Here is a 20,311-nt window from a genome sequence, read left to right as displayed (position 1 = left end):
TCGGATTTCGGTTTTCCCCTATCTGTGAAACCTGGCGTGGAACCCCTGGAAATGTCTGAGGGACGCGTCGGGGTTTTGCCGGGCTCTTTCCTCTGGTTAAAATTTGCACATTCTGACTGCAATTTTCCGGGTGAGGCGTTATACTCCCCGCCCTGATTTTCAGGCTGTTTTAATACCCGGAATTTTTTTGATACCCCGTTTGCCGAGGTGATGTAGTGGATTATCCGACCCGTTTCGATGTGATTGTCATTGGTGGTGGCCATGCCGGTACTGAAGCCGCACTGGCGGCTGCGCGCATGGGTTCGCAGACCCTGCTGCTGACCCACAATATTGAAACCCTGGGTCAAATGTCCTGTAACCCGGCCATTGGCGGTATTGGCAAGAGCCACCTGGTGAAGGAAATCGACGCCCTCGGCGGGGCCATGGCTATGGCCACTGACAGGGCCGGCATCCAGTTCCGCGTGCTCAACTCCCGCAAGGGCCCGGCCGTTCGCGCCACCCGTGCCCAGGCAGACCGGGTGCTTTACAAGGCCGCTATCCGCGAGATCCTTGAGAACCAGCCCAATCTGACCCTGTTCCAGCAAGCCGCGGACGACCTGATCGTTGAAGGTGAGTGCATTAGCGGCGTGGTGACTCAGTCTGGCATCCGCTTCCGTGCACCGACGGTGGTGCTGACCACCGGGACTTTCCTGGGCGGCGTTATACACATCGGCATGCAGCAACACTCCGGTGGCCGTGCCGGTGACGCCCCCGCCAACGCCCTGGCCCAGAGGCTTCGGGAGCTTCCGTTCAATGTAGGGCGCCTGAAAACCGGCACCCCACCCCGTATCGATGCCCGCAGCGTGGACTTTTCCGTGATGCAGGAGCAATGGGGTGATGACCCGGCACCGGTGATGTCATTTCTGGGATCCCGCGACCAGCATCCCGAGCAGGTATGCTGCTACGTAACCCGTACCACCGAGCAGACTCACGACATCATCCGCAGTGGCTTCGATCGCTCGCCCATGTTTGCCGGCAACATTGAAGGCATCGGCCCCCGCTATTGCCCGTCTATCGAAGACAAGGTCAATCGCTTTGCGGACAAGGATTCGCATCAGATTTTCGTCGAGCCCGAGGGTCTGACCACCAACGAGCTGTATCCCAACGGTATTTCCACCAGCCTGCCGTTCGATATCCAGCTGGCAGCCGTGCGCACCATTCCCGGCTTCGAGAATGCCCATATCACCCGGCCCGGTTACGCCATCGAGTACGATTTCCTGAATCCGCAGGACCTGCGCCACACCCTGGAAACCAAGTTTATCCAGGGCCTGTACTTTGCCGGCCAGATCAACGGCACCACCGGCTACGAAGAAGCCGGTGCCCAGGGCCTGCTGGCGGGTATCAACGCCGCGCTCCGGGCTCAGGAGAAAGACGAATGGTATCCCCGCCGCGACGAGGCCTATCTCGGCGTATTGGTGGATGATCTGATTACCATGGGCACCTCGGAGCCCTACCGCATGTTTACCAGCCGCGCCGAATACCGGCTGATCCTGCGGGAAGACAACGCCGACCTGCGGCTGACCGAAACCGGCCGCAAGCTGGGGGCCGTGGATGAGCAGCGCTGGCAGGCATTCAACACCAAGCGTGAGGCCATCGCGGCAGAGCGAAATCGCCTGGAAACTACCCGTATTCATCCGGGTACTCCCGGTGGCGAGGCGGCCAACAGTTTCCTGCGCCAGCCCATGAACCGCGACCAGACCCTGGCGGAACTGTTGCGGCGCCCGGAAATCAACTACAACCATATTGCCCGCATGGCCGATGGCATCGCGGATGATCCTGTTGTTGCAGACCAGGTAGAAATCGAGATCAAGTACGAAGGTTACATCTCCCGCCAGGCGGATGAAATTGATCGCCTGCGCCGGAACGAGAACACCCGTCTGCCGGATGATATCGATTTTGACGCTATCGGTGGCCTCTCCAATGAGATCAGGCAGAAACTCAAGGAAGTCCGGCCGGAAACCGTGGCCCAGGCCTCGCGCATTCAGGGTGTAACCCCGGCTGCCATCTCCCAGGTGCTGGTGCATCTCAAGAAGCGTGAACTTCTGCGCAAACAGTCCGCCTGAGTGCACCCATGAGCGATGCACTATGGCAACGCCAGCTCGCCCAGGGCCTGGCTGATCTGAATCTGGAACTCGACGACGCCAGCCAGCACCAGCTGCTGGCGTTTCTGGCGTTGCTGAACAAATGGAACCGCGCCTACAACCTGACAGCCGTACGGGAGCCGCGTGAGATGGTGTCCCGTCAGCTGCTCGACAGCCTGAGCATCCTGCCGTTTGTCACCGCCGATCATTTGTTGGATGTGGGTGCTGGTGGCGGGTTGCCGGGTATTCCACTGGCCATTGTCTTGCCGGAGAAACGGTTTACCCTACTGGACAGTAACAGCAAGAAAACCCGGTTCCTCACCCAGTGTGTACTGGAATTGGGCCTGAAGAACGTGGATATTATTCACGGCCGGGCGGAAAGCTGCGATCCCGCGATTCAGTACCGGCAGATCAGCAGCAGGGCCTTCACGGCTCTGGAAAATCTGGTCGCCTGGTGCGGGCATCTGCTTGCGGATGAGGGCGAGTTCCTTGCCATGAAAGGCCAGTTTCCGGATGATGAGGTGGCTGCACTGCCATCAGGTTGGCAGCTAAGGTCCCGGCACTCGTTATCAGTACCCGGCTCGGATGGTGACCGGCATCTGCTGGTGATCGGCCGGGATTGCGGCCATCAGAATTTCACCACAGGAGGCTAGTCATGGCGCGTGTGATTGCAGTGACCAATCAGAAAGGCGGTGTTGGGAAAACCACCACCTGCGTCAACCTGGCTGCTTCCCTGGCTGCGACCAAACGCCGTGTGCTGCTGGTGGATATGGACCCCCAGGGCAATGCCACCATGGGCAGTGGTGTGGATAAAAACGCCCTTGAGCGTTCCGGCTACGACATGCTCACCAAGCGGGCGACCGCCGCCGAAGTGATTTTCCGCGCCGAGGCCTCCGGCTTCGATATCCTGCCGGCCAACGGCGACCTCACCGCCGCCGAAGTGGAACTGATGAACGAAATCGGTCGCGAACATCGCCTGCGCCTGGCTCTGAACAAGGTGCGGGAAAACTACGACTACATCCTGATCGATTGCCCTCCCTCCCTCAGCCTGCTTACGGTTAACGCACTTTCCGCGGCGGATACCGTGCTGATCCCCATGCAGTGCGAGTACTACGCCCTGGAAGGCCTGGCGGCACTGATGAACACGGTGGAACAGATTCAGGAGACGGTTAATCCGGACCTGCAGGTAGAAGGCATCCTGCGTACCATGTACGACCCCCGTAACAGCCTGACCCTGGATGTCTCCGGCCAGCTCAGCGAGTTTTTCGGCGACAAGGTGTACAAGGCAGTGATTCCCCGCAACGTACGGCTGGCGGAGGCGCCCAGTTATGGCGTGCCGGCACTGAAATACGATCGCACCTCCAAGGGTGCGATTGCATACCTGGCCCTGGCGGGGGAAATGGTTCGCCGGCATGGTTCACAAAAGACATCTGCGGCCGTTGCCGTGTAAACTACCTCTCCTTTGCACACAGATTTTTCATCGGGAAGAATGACAAACACCATGGCGGCGAAGAAACGAGGACTGGGTGAGCGCGGACTGGGCGCTCTGTTACAGGGTTCCAGGGTTAACCTGGATCAGGAACTGAAGGATCACGATGGTGAGCTCCGGGAAGTTCCTATTGACCTGATCCAGCGTGGGCGGTTCCAGCCCCGCCGGGACATGGACCCGGCCGCCCTGCAGGAACTGGCGGACTCCATTCGTCAGCAGGGTGTGATGCAGCCGGTGGTGGTGCGCCCGATTGCCGAGGGCCGCTTCGAGCTGATTGCCGGTGAACGTCGCTGGCGAGCCACCCAGATGGCCGAGCTCGACCGCATTCCCGCCATCATCCGTGACGTGCCGGATGATGCCGCCATCGCCATGGCGCTGATCGAGAACATCCAGCGTGAGAATCTCAATCCCATTGAGGAAGCCTTTGCCCTGCAGCGCCTGCAGGACGAATTCGGTCTCACTCAGGCCCAGGTCGCCGAAGCTGTAGGCAAGTCCAGAACCACAATCACCAACCTGCTGCGCCTGATCAGCCTGTCCGAAGATGTGCGGGTGATGCTCGAGCACGGCGACCTGGAAATGGGCCATGGCCGCGCCATGCTCACCCTGCAGCCGGAGCAGCAGATGCAGGTGGCAAAGCAGGTCGTGGCCAAATCCCTGTCTGTTCGTCAGACCGAAGCTCTGGTTCGCCGTGTACAACAGGAAGCTCCGGGCCGGAAGAAAGCCAAAGGCGAAGTGGACCCCAATATTCGTGCCCTGCAGGATGATCTTGCTGAACGACTTGGAGCCCGGGTGTCAATCGACCATGGCCAACGTGGAAAAGGCAAGCTGGTGATTGAATACACCTCACTGGATGAGCTGGATGGTATCCTGGGCCACATCAAGTAGTCTCCTTGGTCGATAGTGCGAAAGTACTGATTCGCCACTAAAACACCACATGTCGTGATCGGAATTGTTTAAAAGCACAACTTGTGTGATATTGGTGGGATTTGCCGTGAAAACTGGCTATTTTTCCATCAAATTTTCCCGTCAGTTCTGTTGAACACCCACCGGTTAACACATATAATTTCGCGCGCTTGCATTAACTCTGGACAGGGTGTGACAGGAAGCAGGTTTCACTCACGCATGACCCTATTTCAGGCTGGTTCCATGTCCCCGACCAGAAAGCGCATTAACAGGTTGCCATTTTTACAGTGGCTGGCAACCGAAACCGGGCTCATTGTTGTATGGAGCCTTGTCTGGTTTACAGAAAGTCGTTTGGCAGGTTATTCCGCTTTTGTCGGCGGTCTTATTTATGTCATCCCAAACGCGTATTTTGCTCACCGGATGTACCGGTTTGAGGGCGCGCGGAACGCGCATCTCGTGGTGGGCAACATGTTCAGGGCCGAAACCGTCAAACTCGCCCTGACTGCCGTCTTTTTCGCGGCCGTTTTCATCTTAATGGAGCCAGTACATGTGCCGGCTCTGTTATTCACTTTTGCTGTGATGGTTGTGTTGAGCCCGCTTCTGCGTTGGTTCATCCGGCCAAAACCACAGCGATGACTGGACGAGAGCAGTATGGCAGCTGATACCCCAGTAGAGTATATAAAGCACCACCTTACGAACCTGACCTACGGCAAGTTGCCGGAAGGTTATGAACGTGCCGATGGCAGCGTTGTGCAGGAAGCGACCTGGACCATGGCCCGCACCGGGCAGGAAGCCACAGATATGGGCTTCATGGCGATCCATGTTGACACCATGGGCTGGTCTATCGCCATGGGTCTGCTTTTCCTTGGCCTGTTCCGGATGGTGGCAAAGAAGGCCACGACGGATACACCCAGCGGTCTGCAGAATTTCGTGGAAATGACGGTCGAGTTCATCCAGAACATCGTGCGCGACGTTTTCCACGGCAAGAATCCGATCATTGCGCCACTCGCCCTGACCATGTTCGTCTGGATCTTCCTGATGAACAGCCTGAAGCTGATTCCGGTGGACTACATACCTTCTGTTGCCCATGCCTTGGGGCTGGAATACTTCAAGATCGTACCTACGACCGATCCCAACGGTACCTTTGGGATCGCTATCGGCGTATTCCTGCTGATTCTGTTCTACAGCTTCAAGGTTAAGGGCGCGGGCGGATTCGCCAAGGAACTCTCATTCACACCGTTCAATCACTGGTCGCTGGTGCCGTTCAACCTGGTGCTTGAACTGTTGGCCCTGATCATCAAGCCTGTCAGTCTCGCGCTGCGTCTGTTCGGCAACATGTACGCTGGCGAGGTCGTATTCATCCTGATTGCGCTGTTACCCTTGTGGATCCAGTGGACGCTGAACGTACCCTGGGCCATCTTCCACATTCTGGTAATAACCCTGCAGGCCTTTATCTTTACAACGCTGGCTGTGGTTTACCTCAGCGCCGCGCACGAAGATCACTGATACCCGAAAATAAACCCTTAACTATCTGAGAAAACTGAGGAGTCTTCAATGGAAATGGTATTTATTGCAGCAGCACTGATCATCGGACTGGGCGCTCTGGGCGCTGGCATCGGTTTCGGTCTGCTCGGTGGCAAGCTGCTTGAGTCCACTGCTCGTCAGCCAGAGCTTGGCAACCAGCTTCAAACCAAGGCCTTCATCATGGCTGGTCTTCTGGACGCCGTACCCATGATCGGTGTTGGTATCGCGATGTACCTGATCTTCGTTGTAGCTGGTTAATCAGCCGAAAGAGTTGTCGGGCGCTGAGCTGTTACGTTAAGGCCGCGCCCCGCTCTACGGACACCGGGACGCAACGAATAGCAAGAGGTACACCGCCGTGAATATAAACCTTACGTTAATAGGGCAAACGATTGCCTTCGCTATTTTCGTCTGGTTCTGCGTCAAATATGTATGGCCTCCGATTACCGAGGCCATGAGTGCGCGCCAGAAGAAAATTGCCGACGGCCTCTCTGCCGCAGATCGGGCTTCCCTTGATCTGGAACTTGCGCAGGAAAAAGCCTCCAAGGAACTGCAGAAAGCGAAAGAAGAGTCTGCAGCCCTGATCGACCAGGCTAACAAGCGTGCCGCCCAGATCGTTGAGGCCTCCAAGGATGATGCTCGCAAAGAAGGCGAGAAGATCATCGAACAGGCCCGGGCGGAAATTCAACAGGAGCGTGTTCAGGCTCGTGATGCACTCAGGGCAGAAGTGGCAGCCATTGCCATTGCCGGTGCCGAGAAGATCCTGGAAACCTCTGTCGATGCCAAAGCTCACAGCGAGATGCTGGACAAGCTGGCCGCAGAACTCTAAAAGAGGGTCATCATGGCAGAACTGACTACGTTAGCCCGACCCTATGCGAAAGCCGTTTTTGATGCTGCGCAGGACCATAACGCCGTTGATCTGTGGGATCAGGCGCTGGCTTTCGCCGCACAGGTTGCGGCTGACCACGAGGTAAAGATCATCCTGGCCAACCCTGGCCTGTCTGAGCAACGCAAGGCGGAACTCTTCGCTGACTGTTTTGAAGAGCAGCTGCCTGAGCCACTCAGAAACTTCCTGTTGATTCTTGCTGAAAACAAGCGTCTGGCTCTGCTGCCAGCTATTTCGGAGCTGTTCAGTCTCCACCGCGCCGATCTTGAGCGCACGGTGAAGATCAAGGTCAGTACGGCGTTTGAAATGACCCCCGAACAGCAGCAGAAGATGATCGACGCTCTGTCCAGGAAACTGGAGCGCAAGGTCGAGCTTGAATCCTCGGTTGATCAGAGTCTGATCGGTGGGGTGGTTGTACGCACAGGCGACCTGGTTATCGACGCTTCGGTTCGCGGCAAACTGGCCAGAATGGCCAATTCCGTGGGCTCCTGATTTCAGCACAAGGTTTGAGGACAAAGGCATGCAGCAACTGAATCCATCCGAGATCAGTGACATCATCAAGAAGAGAATCGAAAAGCTCGATATCTCTTCGGAAGCAAAGAACGAAGGTACGATCCTCTCCGTTTCTGACGGTATCGTACTGATTCACGGTCTTGCCGACGTAATGTACGGTGAGATGATCGAATTCGCCAACGGCACTTTCGGCATGGCTCTCAACCTGGAGCGCGACTCCGTTGGTGCCGTGGTACTGGGTGACTACGAAGATCTGGCCGAAGGCCAGAAAGTTCGTTGTACCGGTCGTATCCTGGAAGTACCGGTTGGCCCCGAACTGTTGGGCCGCGTTGTTGACGGTCTGGGTAACCCGATCGACGGCAAGGGTGAGCTGGGTAACACCCTGACTTCACCGGTCGAAAAGGTGGCGCCTGGCGTTATCGCGCGTCAATCCGTTGATGAGCCGGTACAGACCGGCCTGAAAGCGATCGATACCATGGTGCCAATCGGCCGGGGTCAGCGTGAGCTGATCATCGGTGACCGTCAGATTGGTAAGTCTGCCGTGGCCATTGATGCGATCATCAACCAGAAAAACACCGGCATCAAGTGTATCTATGTTGCCGTGGGTCAGAAGCAGTCTTCCATCGCATCCATCGTCCGTAAACTGGAAGAGCACGGCGCTATGGACCACACCATCGTGGTTGCTGCCGGTGCTGCCGATCCGGCGTCCATGCAGTTCCTGGCGCCCTACTCCGGTACTTCCATGGGTGAATATTTCCGTGACCGCGGTGAAAACGCCCTGATCGTCTACGACGACCTTTCCAAGCAGGCGGTGGCTTATCGCCAGATCTCCCTGTTGCTGCGCCGCCCGCCGGGTCGTGAGGCCTATCCGGGTGACGTATTCTACTTGCACTCCCGCTTGCTGGAGCGCGCTTCCCGCGTTAATGCAGAATACGTAGAGCAGTTCACCAACGGTGAAGTGAAAGGCAAGACCGGCTCCCTGACCGCACTGCCGATCATTGAAACCCAGGCGGGCGACGTTTCCGCGTTCGTACCGACCAACGTGATTTCCATCACTGACGGTCAGATCTTCCTGGAAACCAACCTGTTCAACTCCGGTATCCGTCCGGCAATGAACGCCGGTATCTCTGTATCCCGGGTTGGTGGCTCTGCCCAGACCAAGATCATGAAGAAGCTCGGCGGTAACATCCGTCTGGCACTCGCCCAGTACCGTGAACTGGCGGCATTCGCCCAGTTCGCATCAGACCTGGACGAAGCCACCCGGAACCAGCTTGAGCATGGTCAGCGTGTTACCGAGCTGATGAAGCAGAACCAGTACAGCCCCATGACTGTCGCGGAAATGGGTACCGTACTGTTCGCAGCTAACGAAGGCTTCCTGGACGATGTCGAGGTCAGCGCAGTGGTCAAGTTCGAGGCGCAGTTGCTCGACTGGATGCGCGCCGAACAGAAAGACCTGCTCGACAAGATCGGTGCAGAAGGCAAGTTCGACGACGATATTGCCGCCGGCCTGAAAGCTGCTCTGGAGAAATTCAAGACCACTCAAAGCTGGTAAACCCTTCGGGCCTGTGAGAACAGGCCTGTTGGTCCACATGAGTGTCTAACTTGAAAAGGCAGTGACTTATGGCCGTCGGAAAAGAAATACGTAACCAGATCGGAAGCATCAAGAGCACGCAGAAGATCACCAGCGCCATGGAAATGGTGGCTGCGAGTAAGATGCGTAAGGCTCAGGAACGCATGCGGGCCACTCGCCCCTATGCGGAAAAGATGCGCCAGGCAATCGGACATATTGCCAAATCCAACAAGGATTACGTGCATCCGTTCATGAAGGAGCGTGACGTCAAGCGTGTCGGTTACATCGTGGTGTCCTCGGACCGGGGACTCTGTGGTGGTCTGAACACCAATGCGTTCAAGCTGCTCGTGCGTGAAATGCGTGCATGGAAAGAAAAAGGTGTTGAGACCGATATCTGCGCCATCGGACAGAAGGGCGCGTCATTTTTCCGCAGTTATGGCGGCAACGTGATCGCGGCGCTGACTCACATCGGTGACAGCCCGAGTGCAGAGAAGCTGATCGGTAACGTCAAGGTCATGCTCGATGCATTTGAGGAAGGCAGGATTGATCGCCTTTATGTCATCTATAACGAGTTTGTGAACACCATGACCCAGAAGCCTCTTGCAGAGCAGCTTCTGCCCTTGCCGGAAGGCGATGACGAAGAAATCGGTAACCAGTGGGATTACATCTACGAGCCTGATTCCCGTCCCATCCTCGATGGGCTGCTGCCACGTTATATTGAATCCCAGGTATATCAGGGAGTGGTAGAGAATCTGGCCTGCGAGCAGGCTGCGAGGATGATCGCGATGAAGAGCGCGACCGACAACGCCGGCGAGATCATTAATGAGCTTCAACTGGCCTACAACAAGGCTCGTCAGGCAGCCATTACGCAAGAAATTTCGGAGATTGTGAGCGGCGCGGCTTCGGTCTGATCCTGCCCACAGTCCTACTGGTTTTATTGACTATCAAGATAACGAGGAACCGAGCATGAGTAGCGGACACATCGTTCAGATCATAGGCGCGGTTATCGACGTGGAATTTCCACGTGACTCCGTTCCGGGCGTTTACGACGCACTGCTGCTTGAAGGTGGTGAGACAACTCTGGAAGTTCAGCAACAGCTGGGCGACGGTATTGTCCGCACCATCGCGATGGGCAGCACAGAAGGCCTCAAACGCGGCCTGAAAGCAGATAATACCGGCAAGCCGATTTCGGTACCGGTGGGCACCCAGACTCTGGGTCGCATCATGGATGTTCTGGGTCGTCCTATCGACGAACAGGGCGAGATCGGTGAAGAAGAACGCTGGGCCATCCACCGCAAGGCCCCCGGCTATGCGGACCAGGCAGCCTCTGCCGACCTGCTGGAAACCGGCATCAAGGTTATTGACCTGATCTGCCCGTTCGCCAAGGGTGGTAAAGTTGGCCTGTTCGGCGGCGCCGGCGTTGGTAAGACCGTCAACATGATGGAACTTATCAACAACATCGCCAAAGAGCACTCCGGTCTGTCCGTATTCGCCGGTGTAGGTGAGCGTACCCGTGAGGGTAACGACTTCTACTACGAGATGAAGGAGTCCAACGTACTGGACAAGGTCGCCATGGTTTACGGGCAGATGAACGAGCCTCCCGGAAACCGTCTGCGTGTGGCCTTGACTGGCCTGACCATGGCCGAGAAGTTCCGGGACGAAGGCCGTGACGTACTGTTGTTCGTGGACAACATCTACCGTTACACCCTGGCGGGTACCGAGGTATCTGCACTGCTGGGCCGTATGCCGTCCGCAGTAGGTTACCAGCCTACCCTGGCCCAGGAAATGGGCGAGCTGCAGGAGCGGATTACGTCCACCAAGAACGGTTCCATCACGTCCATCCAGGCGGTTTACGTACCGGCGGACGACCTGACTGACCCGTCTCCGGCGACGACTTTCTCGCACCTTGACGCCACCGTGGTACTGAGCCGTGACATCGCTTCCAAGGGTATTTACCCGGCGATCGACCCACTGGATTCGACCTCCCGTCAGCTGGACCCGCTGACCATCGGTGAGCAGCACTACAACGTTGCCCGTGGTGTGCAGAACGTTCTGCAGCGTTACAAGGAACTGAAGGACATCATCGCCATCCTGGGTATGGATGAACTGTCAGAAGAAGACAAGCTGACGGTTTCCCGTGCCCGTAAGATCGAACGTTTCCTGTCTCAGCCGTTCCACGTTGCTGAAGTATTTACCGGTTCTCCGGGTAAGTACGTGTCTCTGAAAGAGACTATTGCCAGCTTCGAAGGTATCCTGAACGGTGAATACGACGACATGCCCGAGCAGGCGTTTTATATGTGCGGCGGCATTGAGGAAGTGATCGAGAAGGCGAAGGCAATGAAAGAGAAGGAAAGCAAGAAGTAATACTTCCTTCACTTTCAGACCCAAGAGGCATGAGAAATGGCTATGACCGTACACTGTGACGTCGTAAGTGCCGAGGAAAAAATCTACTCCGGACTGGTAGAGATGCTGATCGCTACCGGTACCGAGGGTGAGATGGGTATACAGCTGGGCCATGCTCCGCTGCTGACCGAGCTCAAGCCCGGGTCAGTGCGGATCATCAAGCAGGACGGGAAAGAGGAAATTCTGTACGTTTCAGGTGGCTACCTGGAAGTGCAGCCCAACCTCGTGACCCTGATGGCTGATACGGCTATCCGCGCCAAGGATGTGGACGAAGCAGCGGCACTGGAAGCCCAGAAAGAAGCTGAAAAGGCACTGGCAAACAAGACAGGCGAGTTTGAATACTCCCGTGCCGCAGCAGAGCTGGCAGAAGCTGCCGCCCAGTTGCGTACGATTCAGAAGCTGCGCAAGAACGTTCGCTGAGGCCGGAAACCCCGGGACCTGCGTAACGGCAGCCGTTCGCCTGACAAAAGCCGCATCCTGAAGCGGATGACTTACCGGAACCTTTCCGGAGTGTCATTTGCCAGGGAGGCGGCTTTTTTTGTTCAATACACCCAAACTCGCCACCAGCCTGGAGTGTGGTACACCTATGACATCCCTGCACGTTGTAATTCTGGCCGCCGGCCAGGGCTCACGCATGAAATCCGCCCTGCCAAAGGTCCTTCACCGCATCGCCGGCAAACCCATGCTTCACCATGTGATGGATACCGCCCGTAAACTGGGCGCCGAGGGTATCCATGGGGTTATCGGCCATGGAGCTGACCAGGTAAAGGCCATCACTCCGGCTGAAGACGTGCAATGGGCATTGCAGGAGCAACAGCTGGGTACCGGCCACGCAGTCGCCCAGGCATTACCGGCCCTTCCAGATGACGCACGGGTGCTGGTTCTCTATGGCGATGTGCCGCTGACACGACCAGAAACTCTTGATGCACTCGTCTCCCAGGTAAGTGAGGACTCACTTGGTCTGTTGACGGTAACTCTCAAGAACCCGGACGGGTATGGCCGTATTCTCCGTAATGAAGCCGGCCAGGTGGCGGCGATTGTGGAGCAGAAAGATGCTACCGACGCCCAGCAAGCCATCACCGAAGTGAATACCGGTATCCTTGCCGTTTCCGCACGCCACCTGAAAGACTGGCTGCCGCAACTGTCCAACAGCAATGCTCAGGGCGAATACTACCTGACCGACATCATCGCCATGGCTGCCGACAAAGGCCTGGTCATTTCAGTGTCGCAGCCGGCCAACGAATACGAAGTGCAGGGTGTGAATAATCGGCTGCAACTGGCGGAACTGGAACGTTGGTATCAGCGTCAGGAGGCTGAGAGGCTGATGACCGAGGGTGCCACCCTGGCCGATCCCGCGCGTGTGGATGTGCGTGGAAACCTCTCGGTGGGACAGGATGTACTGATCGACATCAATGCGGTATTTGAGGGCAACGTCTCCCTTGCTGACAATGTCAGCATCGGCCCCAACTGTTTGATTCGCAATGCCACGATTGGTGAGGGGTCCCGCATTGAGGCCAACTCGGTTATCGATGGCGCGGAGATCGGCAGCGGCGCCCAGGTGGGTCCCTTCGCACGGCTCCGCCCGGGCACCAGGCTGGCGGACAGCACCAAGGTGGGCAACTTTGTGGAAACCAAGAAGGCCGACGTTGGTGAAGGCAGCAAGATCAACCACCTCAGCTATGTGGGTGATGCCATACTTGGACGTAATGTGAATGTGGGTGCAGGGACCATTACGTGCAATTATGATGGGGTGAACAAGTACCAGACGGTGATCGGAGACGGCGTTTTCGTGGGATCGAACACCTCCCTGGTCGCGCCCGTGTCATTGGCGGAGAATGTCACCATCGGGGCGGGCTCTACCATCACCCGTAACGTAGAGGCAGGCGAGCTTGCCGTGGCACGTGGACGCCAACGTAACATCGATAACTGGGAACGCCCGGTTAAAAAAGACTGATTCAAAAGCCCCGAAAGGCTTCGGTACATTCAGAACAGGTGACAGGTTTATGTGTGGAATCGTAGGTGCAGTATCGGAAAGGGATGTTCAGGGTATCTTGCTGGAGGGCCTGCGCCGCCTGGAGTACCGGGGTTATGACTCAGCGGGCATGGCTGTAATAGACAGCAATCACGCCATCAACCGTGCCCGGGAAGTCGGCAAGGTTGCCGCACTGGCTGACGTTATCACCGGCGAGGGGCTGGAAGGCGTTTCCGGTATTGCCCACACCCGTTGGGCCACCCACGGTGAGCCTTCACAGATAAACGCCCATCCGCACATGTCCGGCGAACGACTGGCCATTGTTCACAACGGGATTATTGAGAACTATCAGGAACTGCGGGAAGAGCTGAAAGCCGAGGGCTTTGAGTGTACCTCCCAGACCGACACCGAAGTGGTCGCGCATCTGATCGAAAAGCAATATCGCCTGAGCAATAATCTCTATGAGGCGGTCAGCAGCGCTATTGAACGGCTGCGTGGTGCTTTTGCCCTGGCTGTCATCCATGCCGATGAGCCGGACCACATGGTCGTTTGCCGCGAGGGTAGCCCTCTGGTGGTGGGTGTGGGTATCGGCGAGAACTTCATTGCCTCCGATCAGCTCGCATTGCTGCCGGTTACCGACCGTTTCATGTTCCTGGAAGAAGGCGACATTGCCGATATCCGTCGTGACCGGATCGAAATTCACGACCGCGACAAGCAGCCGGTTGAGCGCGCCATCACCCGCTTTGAACACAGTGCCGACGCGGCTGAAAAGGGCGAATACCGGCACTTCATGCTCAAGGAAATCCATGAGCAGCCAAGGGTAATCCAGGCTACCACCGAAGGCCGGATAACCAATACCCGCGTGCTGGAGCAGGCCCTGGGTACCCAGGCCGGCAATCTGCTGGAGAATGTGCGCCATGTGCAGATCATCGCCTGTGGTACCAGTTATCACGCTGGTATGGTGGCGCGTTACTGGATCGAAGACCTTGCAGGCGTTCCCTGCTCCGTGGAAGTGGCCTCCGAGTTCCGCTACCGCAAACACGTTATCCAGCCGGATACCCTGTTCCTGTGTATTTCCCAGTCCGGTGAAACGGCGGATACCCTCGCTGCTTTGCGACAGGCAAAGAAGGCCGGTTTCCGCGCTGCCATGGCCATCTGTAACGTGCCGGGCAGTTCCCTGGTACGTGAGTCTGATCTGGTCATCATGACCCAGGCTGGCCCCGAAATCGGTGTTGCTTCTACCAAGGCTTTCACCACCCAGTTAACCGCGCTGCTGATTTTCACCCTGGCACTGGCTCGCCATAACGGGCTGGAAGAAGCGCGGGAATCGGAAATTGTTGAAGCCATCCGCCTGATTCCAGGGCAGGTTGAGCAGGTGCTGGCGCTGGACGCCGAGATCGCCGAACTTTCCAAATCGTTCATGGACAAGTTCCACAGCCTGTTCCTGGGCCGTGGCGCGATGTTCCCGGTCGCCCTGGAAGGCGCCCTGAAGCTCAAGGAAATCTCCTATATTCACGCCGAGGCCTACCCTGCCGGCGAACTCAAACATGGACCGCTGGCCCTGGTGGACGGCGACATGCCGGTGGTCACCGTGGCTCCGAACAACGAGCTTCTGGAAAAACTGAAGTCCAACCTCGAGGAGGTTCGCGCAAGAGGCGGTGAGTTGTTTGTATTTGCCGACAAGGCAGCGGACGTAAAATCCCAGGAAGGCATCCATGTGATGTCGCTTCCATCGGTCCACCCCATCACCTCTCCGATCGTCTACACCGTTCCCTTGCAGCTACTGTCCTATCACGTAGCCGTACTCAAAGGCACCGACGTGGACCAGCCCAGGAACCTGGCCAAGAGTGTAACGGTGGAGTAGGTGCCCTGTGCGGGGCCATGCAGATCCGGTAAAACTGTCGTACTGATCAATTATTTGCTACTTTCTCAACCAGACAGGTATCAATTGATATAAGACGTGCCAGCGGGAGAGACTGAGTCGCACAAGTGTGGGCTCGGCGCCGAAGGAGCAACTGCCCCGGAAACTCTCAGGCAAAAGGACCGCTGGTGTGAATAACTTTCCGAAGAGCTGCCGGCGACTGCGTCCGTTGGCACACCGAAGGAGCAAGCGGCCGGTAACGGCGCGTGAATCTCTCAGGTCCAGAGACGGAAGGGGTGCTTTCTACCATGCTGTTGCAGGCGTGCTGTGGAGAAAGGTAACCCTGGACGCCCCCTGGAGATTGCTATGAAGCGAATTGCAGTAATTGGCGGTGGAATCACTGGTATCACTACTGCTTACACTCTGGCCAAGCGCGGTCTTGGTGTCACTGTTTACGAAAAGCACCGTTATGCAGCGATGGAAACGTCCTTCGCCAACGGGGGGCAGCTGTCGGCTTCCAACGCTGAGGTCTGGAACAACTGGCAGACCATCGTTAAAGGCCTTAAATGGATGTTCCGCAGCGATGCACCGCTGCTGGTGAACCCCAGGCCTTCCTGGCACAAACTGAGCTGGTTTGCCGAGTTCATCGCTGCCATTCCCCAGTATGAGCAGAACACCACTGAGACCGCGCGTCTGGCGATTGCCGCCCGTGGCCATCTGTTTGCATGGGCGCAAGAGGAAGGCATCGACTTTGACCTGAAAAAACAGGGCATCCTGCACATCTACCGTGATAAAGCCGGCTTTGACCACGCGGCCCATGTCTCGAAGCTGCTGGCTGCCGGAGGCCTTGATCGCAGGCCAGTCACCCCCGAGGAAATGCGTGACATCGAGCCCACGCTGGCCGGCCGCTATTACGGTGGCTTCTTCACCGAGAGCGATTCCACCGGGGATATCCACAAGTTTACCAATGGTCTGGCTGAGGCGATTCTGCGGCTCGGAGTGAAGACCTGCTATGGCCACTCAGTAACGGAACTCAGTGCCGACGACGCCCATGCGTGGGTTACCTCCCATGACGGTGACCAGCAGACCCGCGACACCTTTGATGGTGTGGTGGTCTGCGCGGGGGTGGGCAGCCGGGACCTGGCGGCGAAGCTGGGCGATCGGGTCAATATTTACCCGGTCAAAGGCTATTCCATTACCGTTGAGCTGGACGATCAGGCCTCCCGGGAGGCGGCGCCTACCGTCAGCCTGCTGGATGACGCCACCAAAATTGTGACCAGCCGCCTGGGGGACGACCGTTTTCGCGTTGCCGGTACTGCGGAATTCAGTGGCTACAATCGCGACATCCGGGATGACCGGATTCGTCCGCTCACCCGCTGGGTAGAGCAGTGCTTCCCCGGGGTCTGTACCCGTCGCGTTGTGCCCTGGGCCGGGCTTCGGCCGATGCTGCCCAATATGATGCCACGGGTGGGGCCGGGCCGCCTGCCCACGGTGTTCTATAACACCGGCCACGGCCACCTGGGGTGGACGCTCTCGGCGATCACGGCTGAGATGCTGGCGGAAGCGGTCACCAAAAAATAAAGTCGCTCACGCCCCTGCTTTTTAGTAATATTACGAAACTTTTTGGGGGTGGTCGTCCGGTCACTCTTCCTTGCAGCGTTTAAGACCAAATAGTCACACACCCGGTACCTTTGATGGATTACCGGGTACGCAAATATCAAGGAAGATAACGGCCGATAGCCACATACTGTTATTCGCCCGTTAACTCAGAAGATTCCTGCAATGCCCACGACCGTTCTCTCCGGCTTTACCCACAATTTCCTGGGTAATGCGCCCGCCTGGTACAAACAGGTCATCATCCTTTTCCTCATCGCTAACCCACTCATTGTCTGGACCCTCGGTCCGGCGGTGGCCGGCTGGGTGCTGGTGGGTGAGTTTATTTTTACGCTCGCCATGGCCCTGAAATGCTATCCGCTTCTGCCAGGCGGGTTGCTGGCCATCGAGGCTCTGTTGGTGGGCATGACCACAGCAGATGCGGTGTATCACGAAGTACTGGTGAACTTCCCCGTTATTCTCCTGCTGATGTTCATGGTGGCTGGCATCTACTTCATGAAAGAGCTGCTGCTGGTGACCTTCACACAGATACTGGTAGGGGTGCGTTCAAAGTCGGCACTGTCCCTGTTGTTCTGCGCCGCTGCGGCGTTGCTTTCGGCCTTTCTGGATGCGTTGACCGTCACGGCAGTGATCATCAGTGTTGCCGTCGGCTTCTATTCGGTTTACCACAAGGTGGCATCAGGCAAGGGTTATCACCAAAAGGACCACAACGCCAACAGCGACGAACAGGTGATCGAACTGCACCGGGAAGACCTGGACAAGTTCCGGGCCTTCCTGCGCAGCTTGCTTATGCACGGTGCCATTGGTACTGCGCTGGGCGGTGTGGCTACCATGGTCGGCGAGCCACAGAATCTGCTGATCGCCAAGGTGGTGGGCTGGGATTTTGTCAGTTTCTTCCTGCACATGGCGCCGGTAAGCCTGCCGGTGCTGGCCGCCGGCCTGGTCACCTGTTGGTTACTGGAAAAGCTGCGCTGGTTTGGTTATGGCGCCCGCCTGCCGAAACCGGTGCGTCAGGTCCTGGAGGAATTTGCCGATAACGAAAGAACCAAACGGACCAAGGCCGACCAGGCTGCTCTATGGGTGCAGGCAGTGGCGGCACTGATCCTGGTTATCGGCCTGGCGTTTCATCTGGCGGAGGTCGGACTTATTGGCCTGTTGGTGATCATCCTTATCACTTCGTTCACTGGTGTTACCGATGAACACCAGATCGGCAAGGCGTTCCAGGAATCCCTGCCGTTCACCTCGCTGCTGGTGGTGTTCTTTGCCATCGTGGCGGTCATTCACGAACAACACCTGTTTAAGCCAATCATTGATTTTGTGCTCAGCCTGCCAAAAGATCAGCAACCGGGCATGTTCTTTATTGCCAACGGCCTGCTGTCGATGATCAGCGACAACGTGTTTGTGGCGACCGTGTACATCAGTGAAATCAAACAGGCGCTGGACGCCGGCAGCATCGACTACGAGCATTTCCAGGAACTGGCCATCGCCATCAACACGGGTACCAACCTGCCCAGTGTCGCTACACCTAACGGCCAGGCGGCCTTCCTGTTTCTGCTGACTTCTGCCATCGCACCGCTGGTGCGGCTCTCCTACGGGCGGATGGTGATCATGGCATTTCCCTACACCATTGTGATGGGCGCTGTGGGCCTGTTCAGCGTGATCAACCTGGTGTAGAGCCTTCAGCCAGTATAGAGCCTTCAGCCGGTGTAGAACCTACAGCCGTTGGTGTTGCCCGTAATTGTTGCCTTGCGGGCAGTGCATTCCCGCGCAGGTCTGTTACTCTTTTTATAACGATAAAAAGACAATGGCCAGCGGCACCAATGATAATTACAGCCAGAATTCGGACCAGGTTTTCCAGTGGTTTCCTGTACGGTAGGAGCGGGGCGGTTACCCTTCCCTCAAGGTTGCCATTGGTGGTCTGTCTTTGCCTCGCCCTCCTTTGCGGGCCTGCTATTGCCCAGCCAGCTGGGGATACCCTGATAGTGGGTTATGTGGATGTACCGCCCCTGGCCTATGAGGGTACCGACGGCCGGGCCGAGGGTGTCTTTATCGACCTGACCCGCCGAGTGGCAGAAGAAGCCGGGTACGATCTGAATTTTCGCTATCTTCCGGTGAGTCGAACCTACTATTACCTTCGTACGGGTGGTATCGATTTATGGCCCGGGGTTACCGACGTGCCTGCCCTCAAGGGAGAAGTACTCGAGAGTTTTGTGAGCCCGCTGCCCTTCCAGCTCAGCGCCTGGGGACTGGCGACGATGCCCCCGGTGTTGCACTTCGACGATCTGAAGGACAGAACCCTGATACTTATCTCCGGCTACACCTATGGTGGCCTGGCTGAACATCTTGAAAACACCCCGGGTATATCGATAACGGAAGCTCCCAATCACCTGGCGGCCTTAGCCATGCTGAACCGGGGGCGTGGCGACTATCTGCTGGATTACCACGACCCGGTAAAGGCCGTTCTGGACGAGTTCCCGGTGCGCGGTATTCAAGAGTACCCCGTCCGCACCCGCAATGCCGCCTGGGTGTTCTCGCTGGCTAACCCGAGAAGCGCCCGGCTGCGCAACGAATTTGATGATGCCTACCTTCGTCTTGCCGAGCGCGGTGAGGTTCCGGAACCCAGGGTTCTGAGCGAGGGGTTTCAGCTTCCGGGACTTGCCGACCTGTTTTAGGGCTTGATCAGCTCGATATCCCCGTACCAGGCTGTGGCGGATTCCCCGGTATTGTCGGAATCCGACATAATGGCAACGCCCGCAAGCTTTGGTGGTTCGCGGCCGAAGGCCTCTTTGTAGTCCGCCACAATGTCCCGTTCCACGGTGACCCATTCGCCGATCTTCAGCGACCCTGAATTCACCGCTACCATCATCGTGGTCTCGGTAAAGGGATTAGCGACGATTTCTCCCTTCGGTAACCGGTTTGCCCAGATATAATTCAGGGCGTTGCCGGGCAGTTTCTCGCCGAAGACCACTTCCACCGTCTTGCGTTTGGCGCGCTCAAAGAAACCGGCTTCTTCAGGCTCGAATTCAAACGCTACATAGATGCGCGCCGGGTAGTCATCGCCGTTCTTTTTGCGGGCGTCCCCCTGTTCGAACACATTGGAGACCTTCCAGCGCCAGCGCAGGATCAGAGAATCTCCGGGTTCCACCGAGACCCGGGCGATGAGCCCCGAGGCACTGTTATCGGTGATAGCTTCAACTACCTGTTCGCCATTGTGTTCAACCAGGCTGTAGCGACTGTGGTTTTCAATTTTCGGAAACTCCAGTGGCTCCCAGCCATCCTCCAGGGATGTCATGCCGGAAAACGCTTTTATCAGTGAACGGTTGTCACTGTCTGCCAGCGCCTGGGTGACGGCCATGGCCAGGATGAGGGGTGCCAGTAAGTATTTCAGTACGTGCTTCATGAGGCTCTCCGGTAGTTCCGCTTACTGACCTGCAACCGGGGAAAAAGTGCCTTGTTGCT

Annotated in this window: 19 protein-coding genes and 1 riboswitch; of the genes, 18 read left to right on the top strand and 1 reads right to left on the bottom strand. The window is 57.1% G+C overall.

The window, feature by feature from the left end; translation table 11 throughout:
* Nucleotides 1-215: 215 nt before the first annotated feature.
* From mnmG to FO268_RS07275, 18 genes are all read left to right on the top strand, one after another.
* Nucleotides 216-2,102, top strand: a complete 1,887-nt coding sequence (mnmG, locus tag FO268_RS07360; RefSeq protein WP_150991196.1) for a tRNA uridine-5-carboxymethylaminomethyl(34) synthesis enzyme MnmG — start codon at nucleotides 216-218, stop codon at nucleotides 2,100-2,102.
* An 8-nt stretch (nucleotides 2,103-2,110) separates the two neighbouring features.
* Complete coding sequence (rsmG, locus tag FO268_RS07355) at nucleotides 2,111-2,773, top strand: 16S rRNA (guanine(527)-N(7))-methyltransferase RsmG (RefSeq protein ID WP_150991194.1); 663 nt, start codon at nucleotides 2,111-2,113, stop codon at nucleotides 2,771-2,773.
* Between the two features lie 2 nt (nucleotides 2,774-2,775).
* The gene (locus FO268_RS07350; protein ID WP_150991192.1) at nucleotides 2,776-3,570 is read left to right on the top strand and encodes a ParA family protein; all 795 of its coding nucleotides are present in this window, start codon (nucleotides 2,776-2,778) and stop codon (nucleotides 3,568-3,570) included.
* A 51-nt stretch (nucleotides 3,571-3,621) separates the two neighbouring features.
* Nucleotides 3,622-4,494 carry a ParB/RepB/Spo0J family partition protein gene (locus FO268_RS07345; protein WP_150991190.1) on the top strand — a complete coding sequence of 291 codons (873 nt, stop codon included), beginning with the start codon at nucleotides 3,622-3,624 and terminating at the stop codon, nucleotides 4,492-4,494.
* A gap of 261 nt (nucleotides 4,495-4,755) precedes the next feature.
* Nucleotides 4,756-5,148, top strand: coding sequence for an ATP synthase subunit I (locus tag FO268_RS07340; protein ID WP_150991188.1), 393 nt, complete (start codon nucleotides 4,756-4,758; stop codon nucleotides 5,146-5,148).
* Between the two features lie 15 nt (nucleotides 5,149-5,163).
* Entirely contained in the window at nucleotides 5,164-6,018 is an 855-nt protein-coding gene (gene atpB / locus FO268_RS07335; RefSeq protein ID WP_150991186.1) for a F0F1 ATP synthase subunit A, read from the top strand.
* A 48-nt stretch (nucleotides 6,019-6,066) separates the two neighbouring features.
* On the top strand, nucleotides 6,067-6,294 hold the full coding sequence (gene atpE, locus FO268_RS07330) for a F0F1 ATP synthase subunit C (protein WP_027830230.1): 228 nt from the start codon (nucleotides 6,067-6,069) through the stop codon (nucleotides 6,292-6,294).
* Nucleotides 6,295-6,391: 97 nt separating this feature from the next.
* Entirely contained in the window at nucleotides 6,392-6,862 is a 471-nt protein-coding gene (locus FO268_RS07325; protein ID WP_150991184.1) for a F0F1 ATP synthase subunit B, read from the top strand.
* Between the two features lie 12 nt (nucleotides 6,863-6,874).
* Nucleotides 6,875-7,411, top strand: a complete 537-nt coding sequence (locus tag FO268_RS07320; RefSeq protein ID WP_150991182.1) for a F0F1 ATP synthase subunit delta — start codon at nucleotides 6,875-6,877, stop codon at nucleotides 7,409-7,411.
* 28 nt (nucleotides 7,412-7,439) lie between these two features.
* Entirely contained in the window at nucleotides 7,440-8,984 is a 1,545-nt protein-coding gene (gene atpA, locus FO268_RS07315; protein ID WP_150991180.1) for a F0F1 ATP synthase subunit alpha, read from the top strand.
* 68 nt (nucleotides 8,985-9,052) lie between these two features.
* Nucleotides 9,053-9,913, top strand: a complete 861-nt coding sequence (atpG, locus tag FO268_RS07310; RefSeq protein WP_150991178.1) for a F0F1 ATP synthase subunit gamma — start codon at nucleotides 9,053-9,055, stop codon at nucleotides 9,911-9,913.
* A 55-nt stretch (nucleotides 9,914-9,968) separates the two neighbouring features.
* Nucleotides 9,969-11,366, top strand: a complete 1,398-nt coding sequence (atpD, locus tag FO268_RS07305) for a F0F1 ATP synthase subunit beta (protein ID WP_150991176.1) — start codon at nucleotides 9,969-9,971, stop codon at nucleotides 11,364-11,366.
* A gap of 36 nt (nucleotides 11,367-11,402) precedes the next feature.
* Complete coding sequence (locus FO268_RS07300; RefSeq protein ID WP_137436477.1) at nucleotides 11,403-11,825, top strand: F0F1 ATP synthase subunit epsilon; 423 nt, start codon at nucleotides 11,403-11,405, stop codon at nucleotides 11,823-11,825.
* A gap of 166 nt (nucleotides 11,826-11,991) precedes the next feature.
* Nucleotides 11,992-13,359, top strand: coding sequence for a bifunctional UDP-N-acetylglucosamine diphosphorylase/glucosamine-1-phosphate N-acetyltransferase GlmU (gene glmU, locus FO268_RS07295; protein ID WP_150991174.1), 1,368 nt, complete (start codon nucleotides 11,992-11,994; stop codon nucleotides 13,357-13,359).
* A gap of 49 nt (nucleotides 13,360-13,408) precedes the next feature.
* The gene (gene glmS, locus FO268_RS07290; RefSeq protein WP_150991171.1) at nucleotides 13,409-15,241 is read left to right on the top strand and encodes a glutamine--fructose-6-phosphate transaminase (isomerizing); all 1,833 of its coding nucleotides are present in this window, start codon (nucleotides 13,409-13,411) and stop codon (nucleotides 15,239-15,241) included.
* A gap of 93 nt (nucleotides 15,242-15,334) precedes the next feature.
* Nucleotides 15,335-15,433, top strand: a riboswitch (glycine riboswitch).
* Nucleotides 15,434-15,604: 171 nt separating this feature from the next.
* Nucleotides 15,605-16,819 (top strand): D-amino acid dehydrogenase, encoded by a 1,215-nt coding sequence (locus FO268_RS07285; RefSeq protein WP_150991169.1) that lies wholly within the window; start codon nucleotides 15,605-15,607, stop codon nucleotides 16,817-16,819.
* A 201-nt stretch (nucleotides 16,820-17,020) separates the two neighbouring features.
* Complete coding sequence (gene nhaB, locus FO268_RS07280) at nucleotides 17,021-18,526, top strand: sodium/proton antiporter NhaB (RefSeq protein ID WP_150991167.1); 1,506 nt, start codon at nucleotides 17,021-17,023, stop codon at nucleotides 18,524-18,526.
* A gap of 239 nt (nucleotides 18,527-18,765) precedes the next feature.
* On the top strand, nucleotides 18,766-19,524 hold the full coding sequence (locus FO268_RS07275; protein ID WP_191966882.1) for a substrate-binding periplasmic protein: 759 nt from the start codon (nucleotides 18,766-18,768) through the stop codon (nucleotides 19,522-19,524).
* Here the strand turns inward: FO268_RS07275 and FO268_RS07270 are convergent.
* The gene (locus tag FO268_RS07270) at nucleotides 19,521-20,207 is read right to left on the bottom strand and encodes a DUF3047 domain-containing protein (protein ID WP_150991769.1); all 687 of its coding nucleotides are present in this window, start codon (nucleotides 20,205-20,207) and stop codon (nucleotides 19,521-19,523) included. The two genes, FO268_RS07275 and FO268_RS07270, sit on opposite strands and share 4 nt — an antisense overlap.
* Nucleotides 20,208-20,311 lie beyond the last annotated feature (104 nt).

Source organism: Marinobacter denitrificans (assembly GCF_008795955.1).
Taxonomy (GTDB): Bacteria; Pseudomonadota; Gammaproteobacteria; order Pseudomonadales; family Oleiphilaceae; genus Marinobacter; species Marinobacter denitrificans.
This window is presented reverse-complemented; position numbering and strand designations above follow the sequence as displayed.

Excerpts from the sequence above, each read along its gene's own strand:
- FO268_RS07345 (WP_150991190.1), top strand. The coding sequence starts at position 3,622 with ATGGCGGCGAAGAAACGAGGACTGGGTGAGCGCGGACTGGGCGCTCTG.
- atpG (WP_150991178.1), top strand. The coding sequence starts at position 9,053 with ATGGCCGTCGGAAAAGAAATACGTAACCAGATCGGAAGCATCAAGAGC.
- glmS (WP_150991171.1), top strand. The coding sequence starts at position 13,409 with ATGTGTGGAATCGTAGGTGCAGTATCGGAAAGGGATGTTCAGGGTATC.
- atpE (WP_027830230.1), top strand. The coding sequence starts at position 6,067 with ATGGAAATGGTATTTATTGCAGCAGCACTGATCATCGGACTGGGCGCT.
- atpD (WP_150991176.1), top strand. The coding sequence starts at position 9,969 with ATGAGTAGCGGACACATCGTTCAGATCATAGGCGCGGTTATCGACGTG.
- FO268_RS07300 (WP_137436477.1), top strand. The coding sequence starts at position 11,403 with ATGGCTATGACCGTACACTGTGACGTCGTAAGTGCCGAGGAAAAAATC.
- rsmG (WP_150991194.1), top strand. The coding sequence starts at position 2,111 with ATGAGCGATGCACTATGGCAACGCCAGCTCGCCCAGGGCCTGGCTGAT.
- FO268_RS07285 (WP_150991169.1), top strand. The coding sequence starts at position 15,605 with ATGAAGCGAATTGCAGTAATTGGCGGTGGAATCACTGGTATCACTACT.
- FO268_RS07340 (WP_150991188.1), top strand. The coding sequence starts at position 4,756 with ATGTCCCCGACCAGAAAGCGCATTAACAGGTTGCCATTTTTACAGTGG.
- FO268_RS07320 (WP_150991182.1), top strand. The coding sequence starts at position 6,875 with ATGGCAGAACTGACTACGTTAGCCCGACCCTATGCGAAAGCCGTTTTT.
- atpB (WP_150991186.1), top strand. The coding sequence starts at position 5,164 with ATGGCAGCTGATACCCCAGTAGAGTATATAAAGCACCACCTTACGAAC.
- FO268_RS07350 (WP_150991192.1), top strand. The coding sequence starts at position 2,776 with ATGGCGCGTGTGATTGCAGTGACCAATCAGAAAGGCGGTGTTGGGAAA.
- atpA (WP_150991180.1), top strand. The coding sequence starts at position 7,440 with ATGCAGCAACTGAATCCATCCGAGATCAGTGACATCATCAAGAAGAGA.
- FO268_RS07270 (WP_150991769.1), bottom strand. The coding sequence starts at position 20,207 with ATGGCCGTCACCCAGGCGCTGGCAGACAGTGACAACCGTTCACTGATA.
- glmU (WP_150991174.1), top strand. The coding sequence starts at position 11,992 with ATGACATCCCTGCACGTTGTAATTCTGGCCGCCGGCCAGGGCTCACGC.
- nhaB (WP_150991167.1), top strand. The coding sequence starts at position 17,021 with ATGCCCACGACCGTTCTCTCCGGCTTTACCCACAATTTCCTGGGTAAT.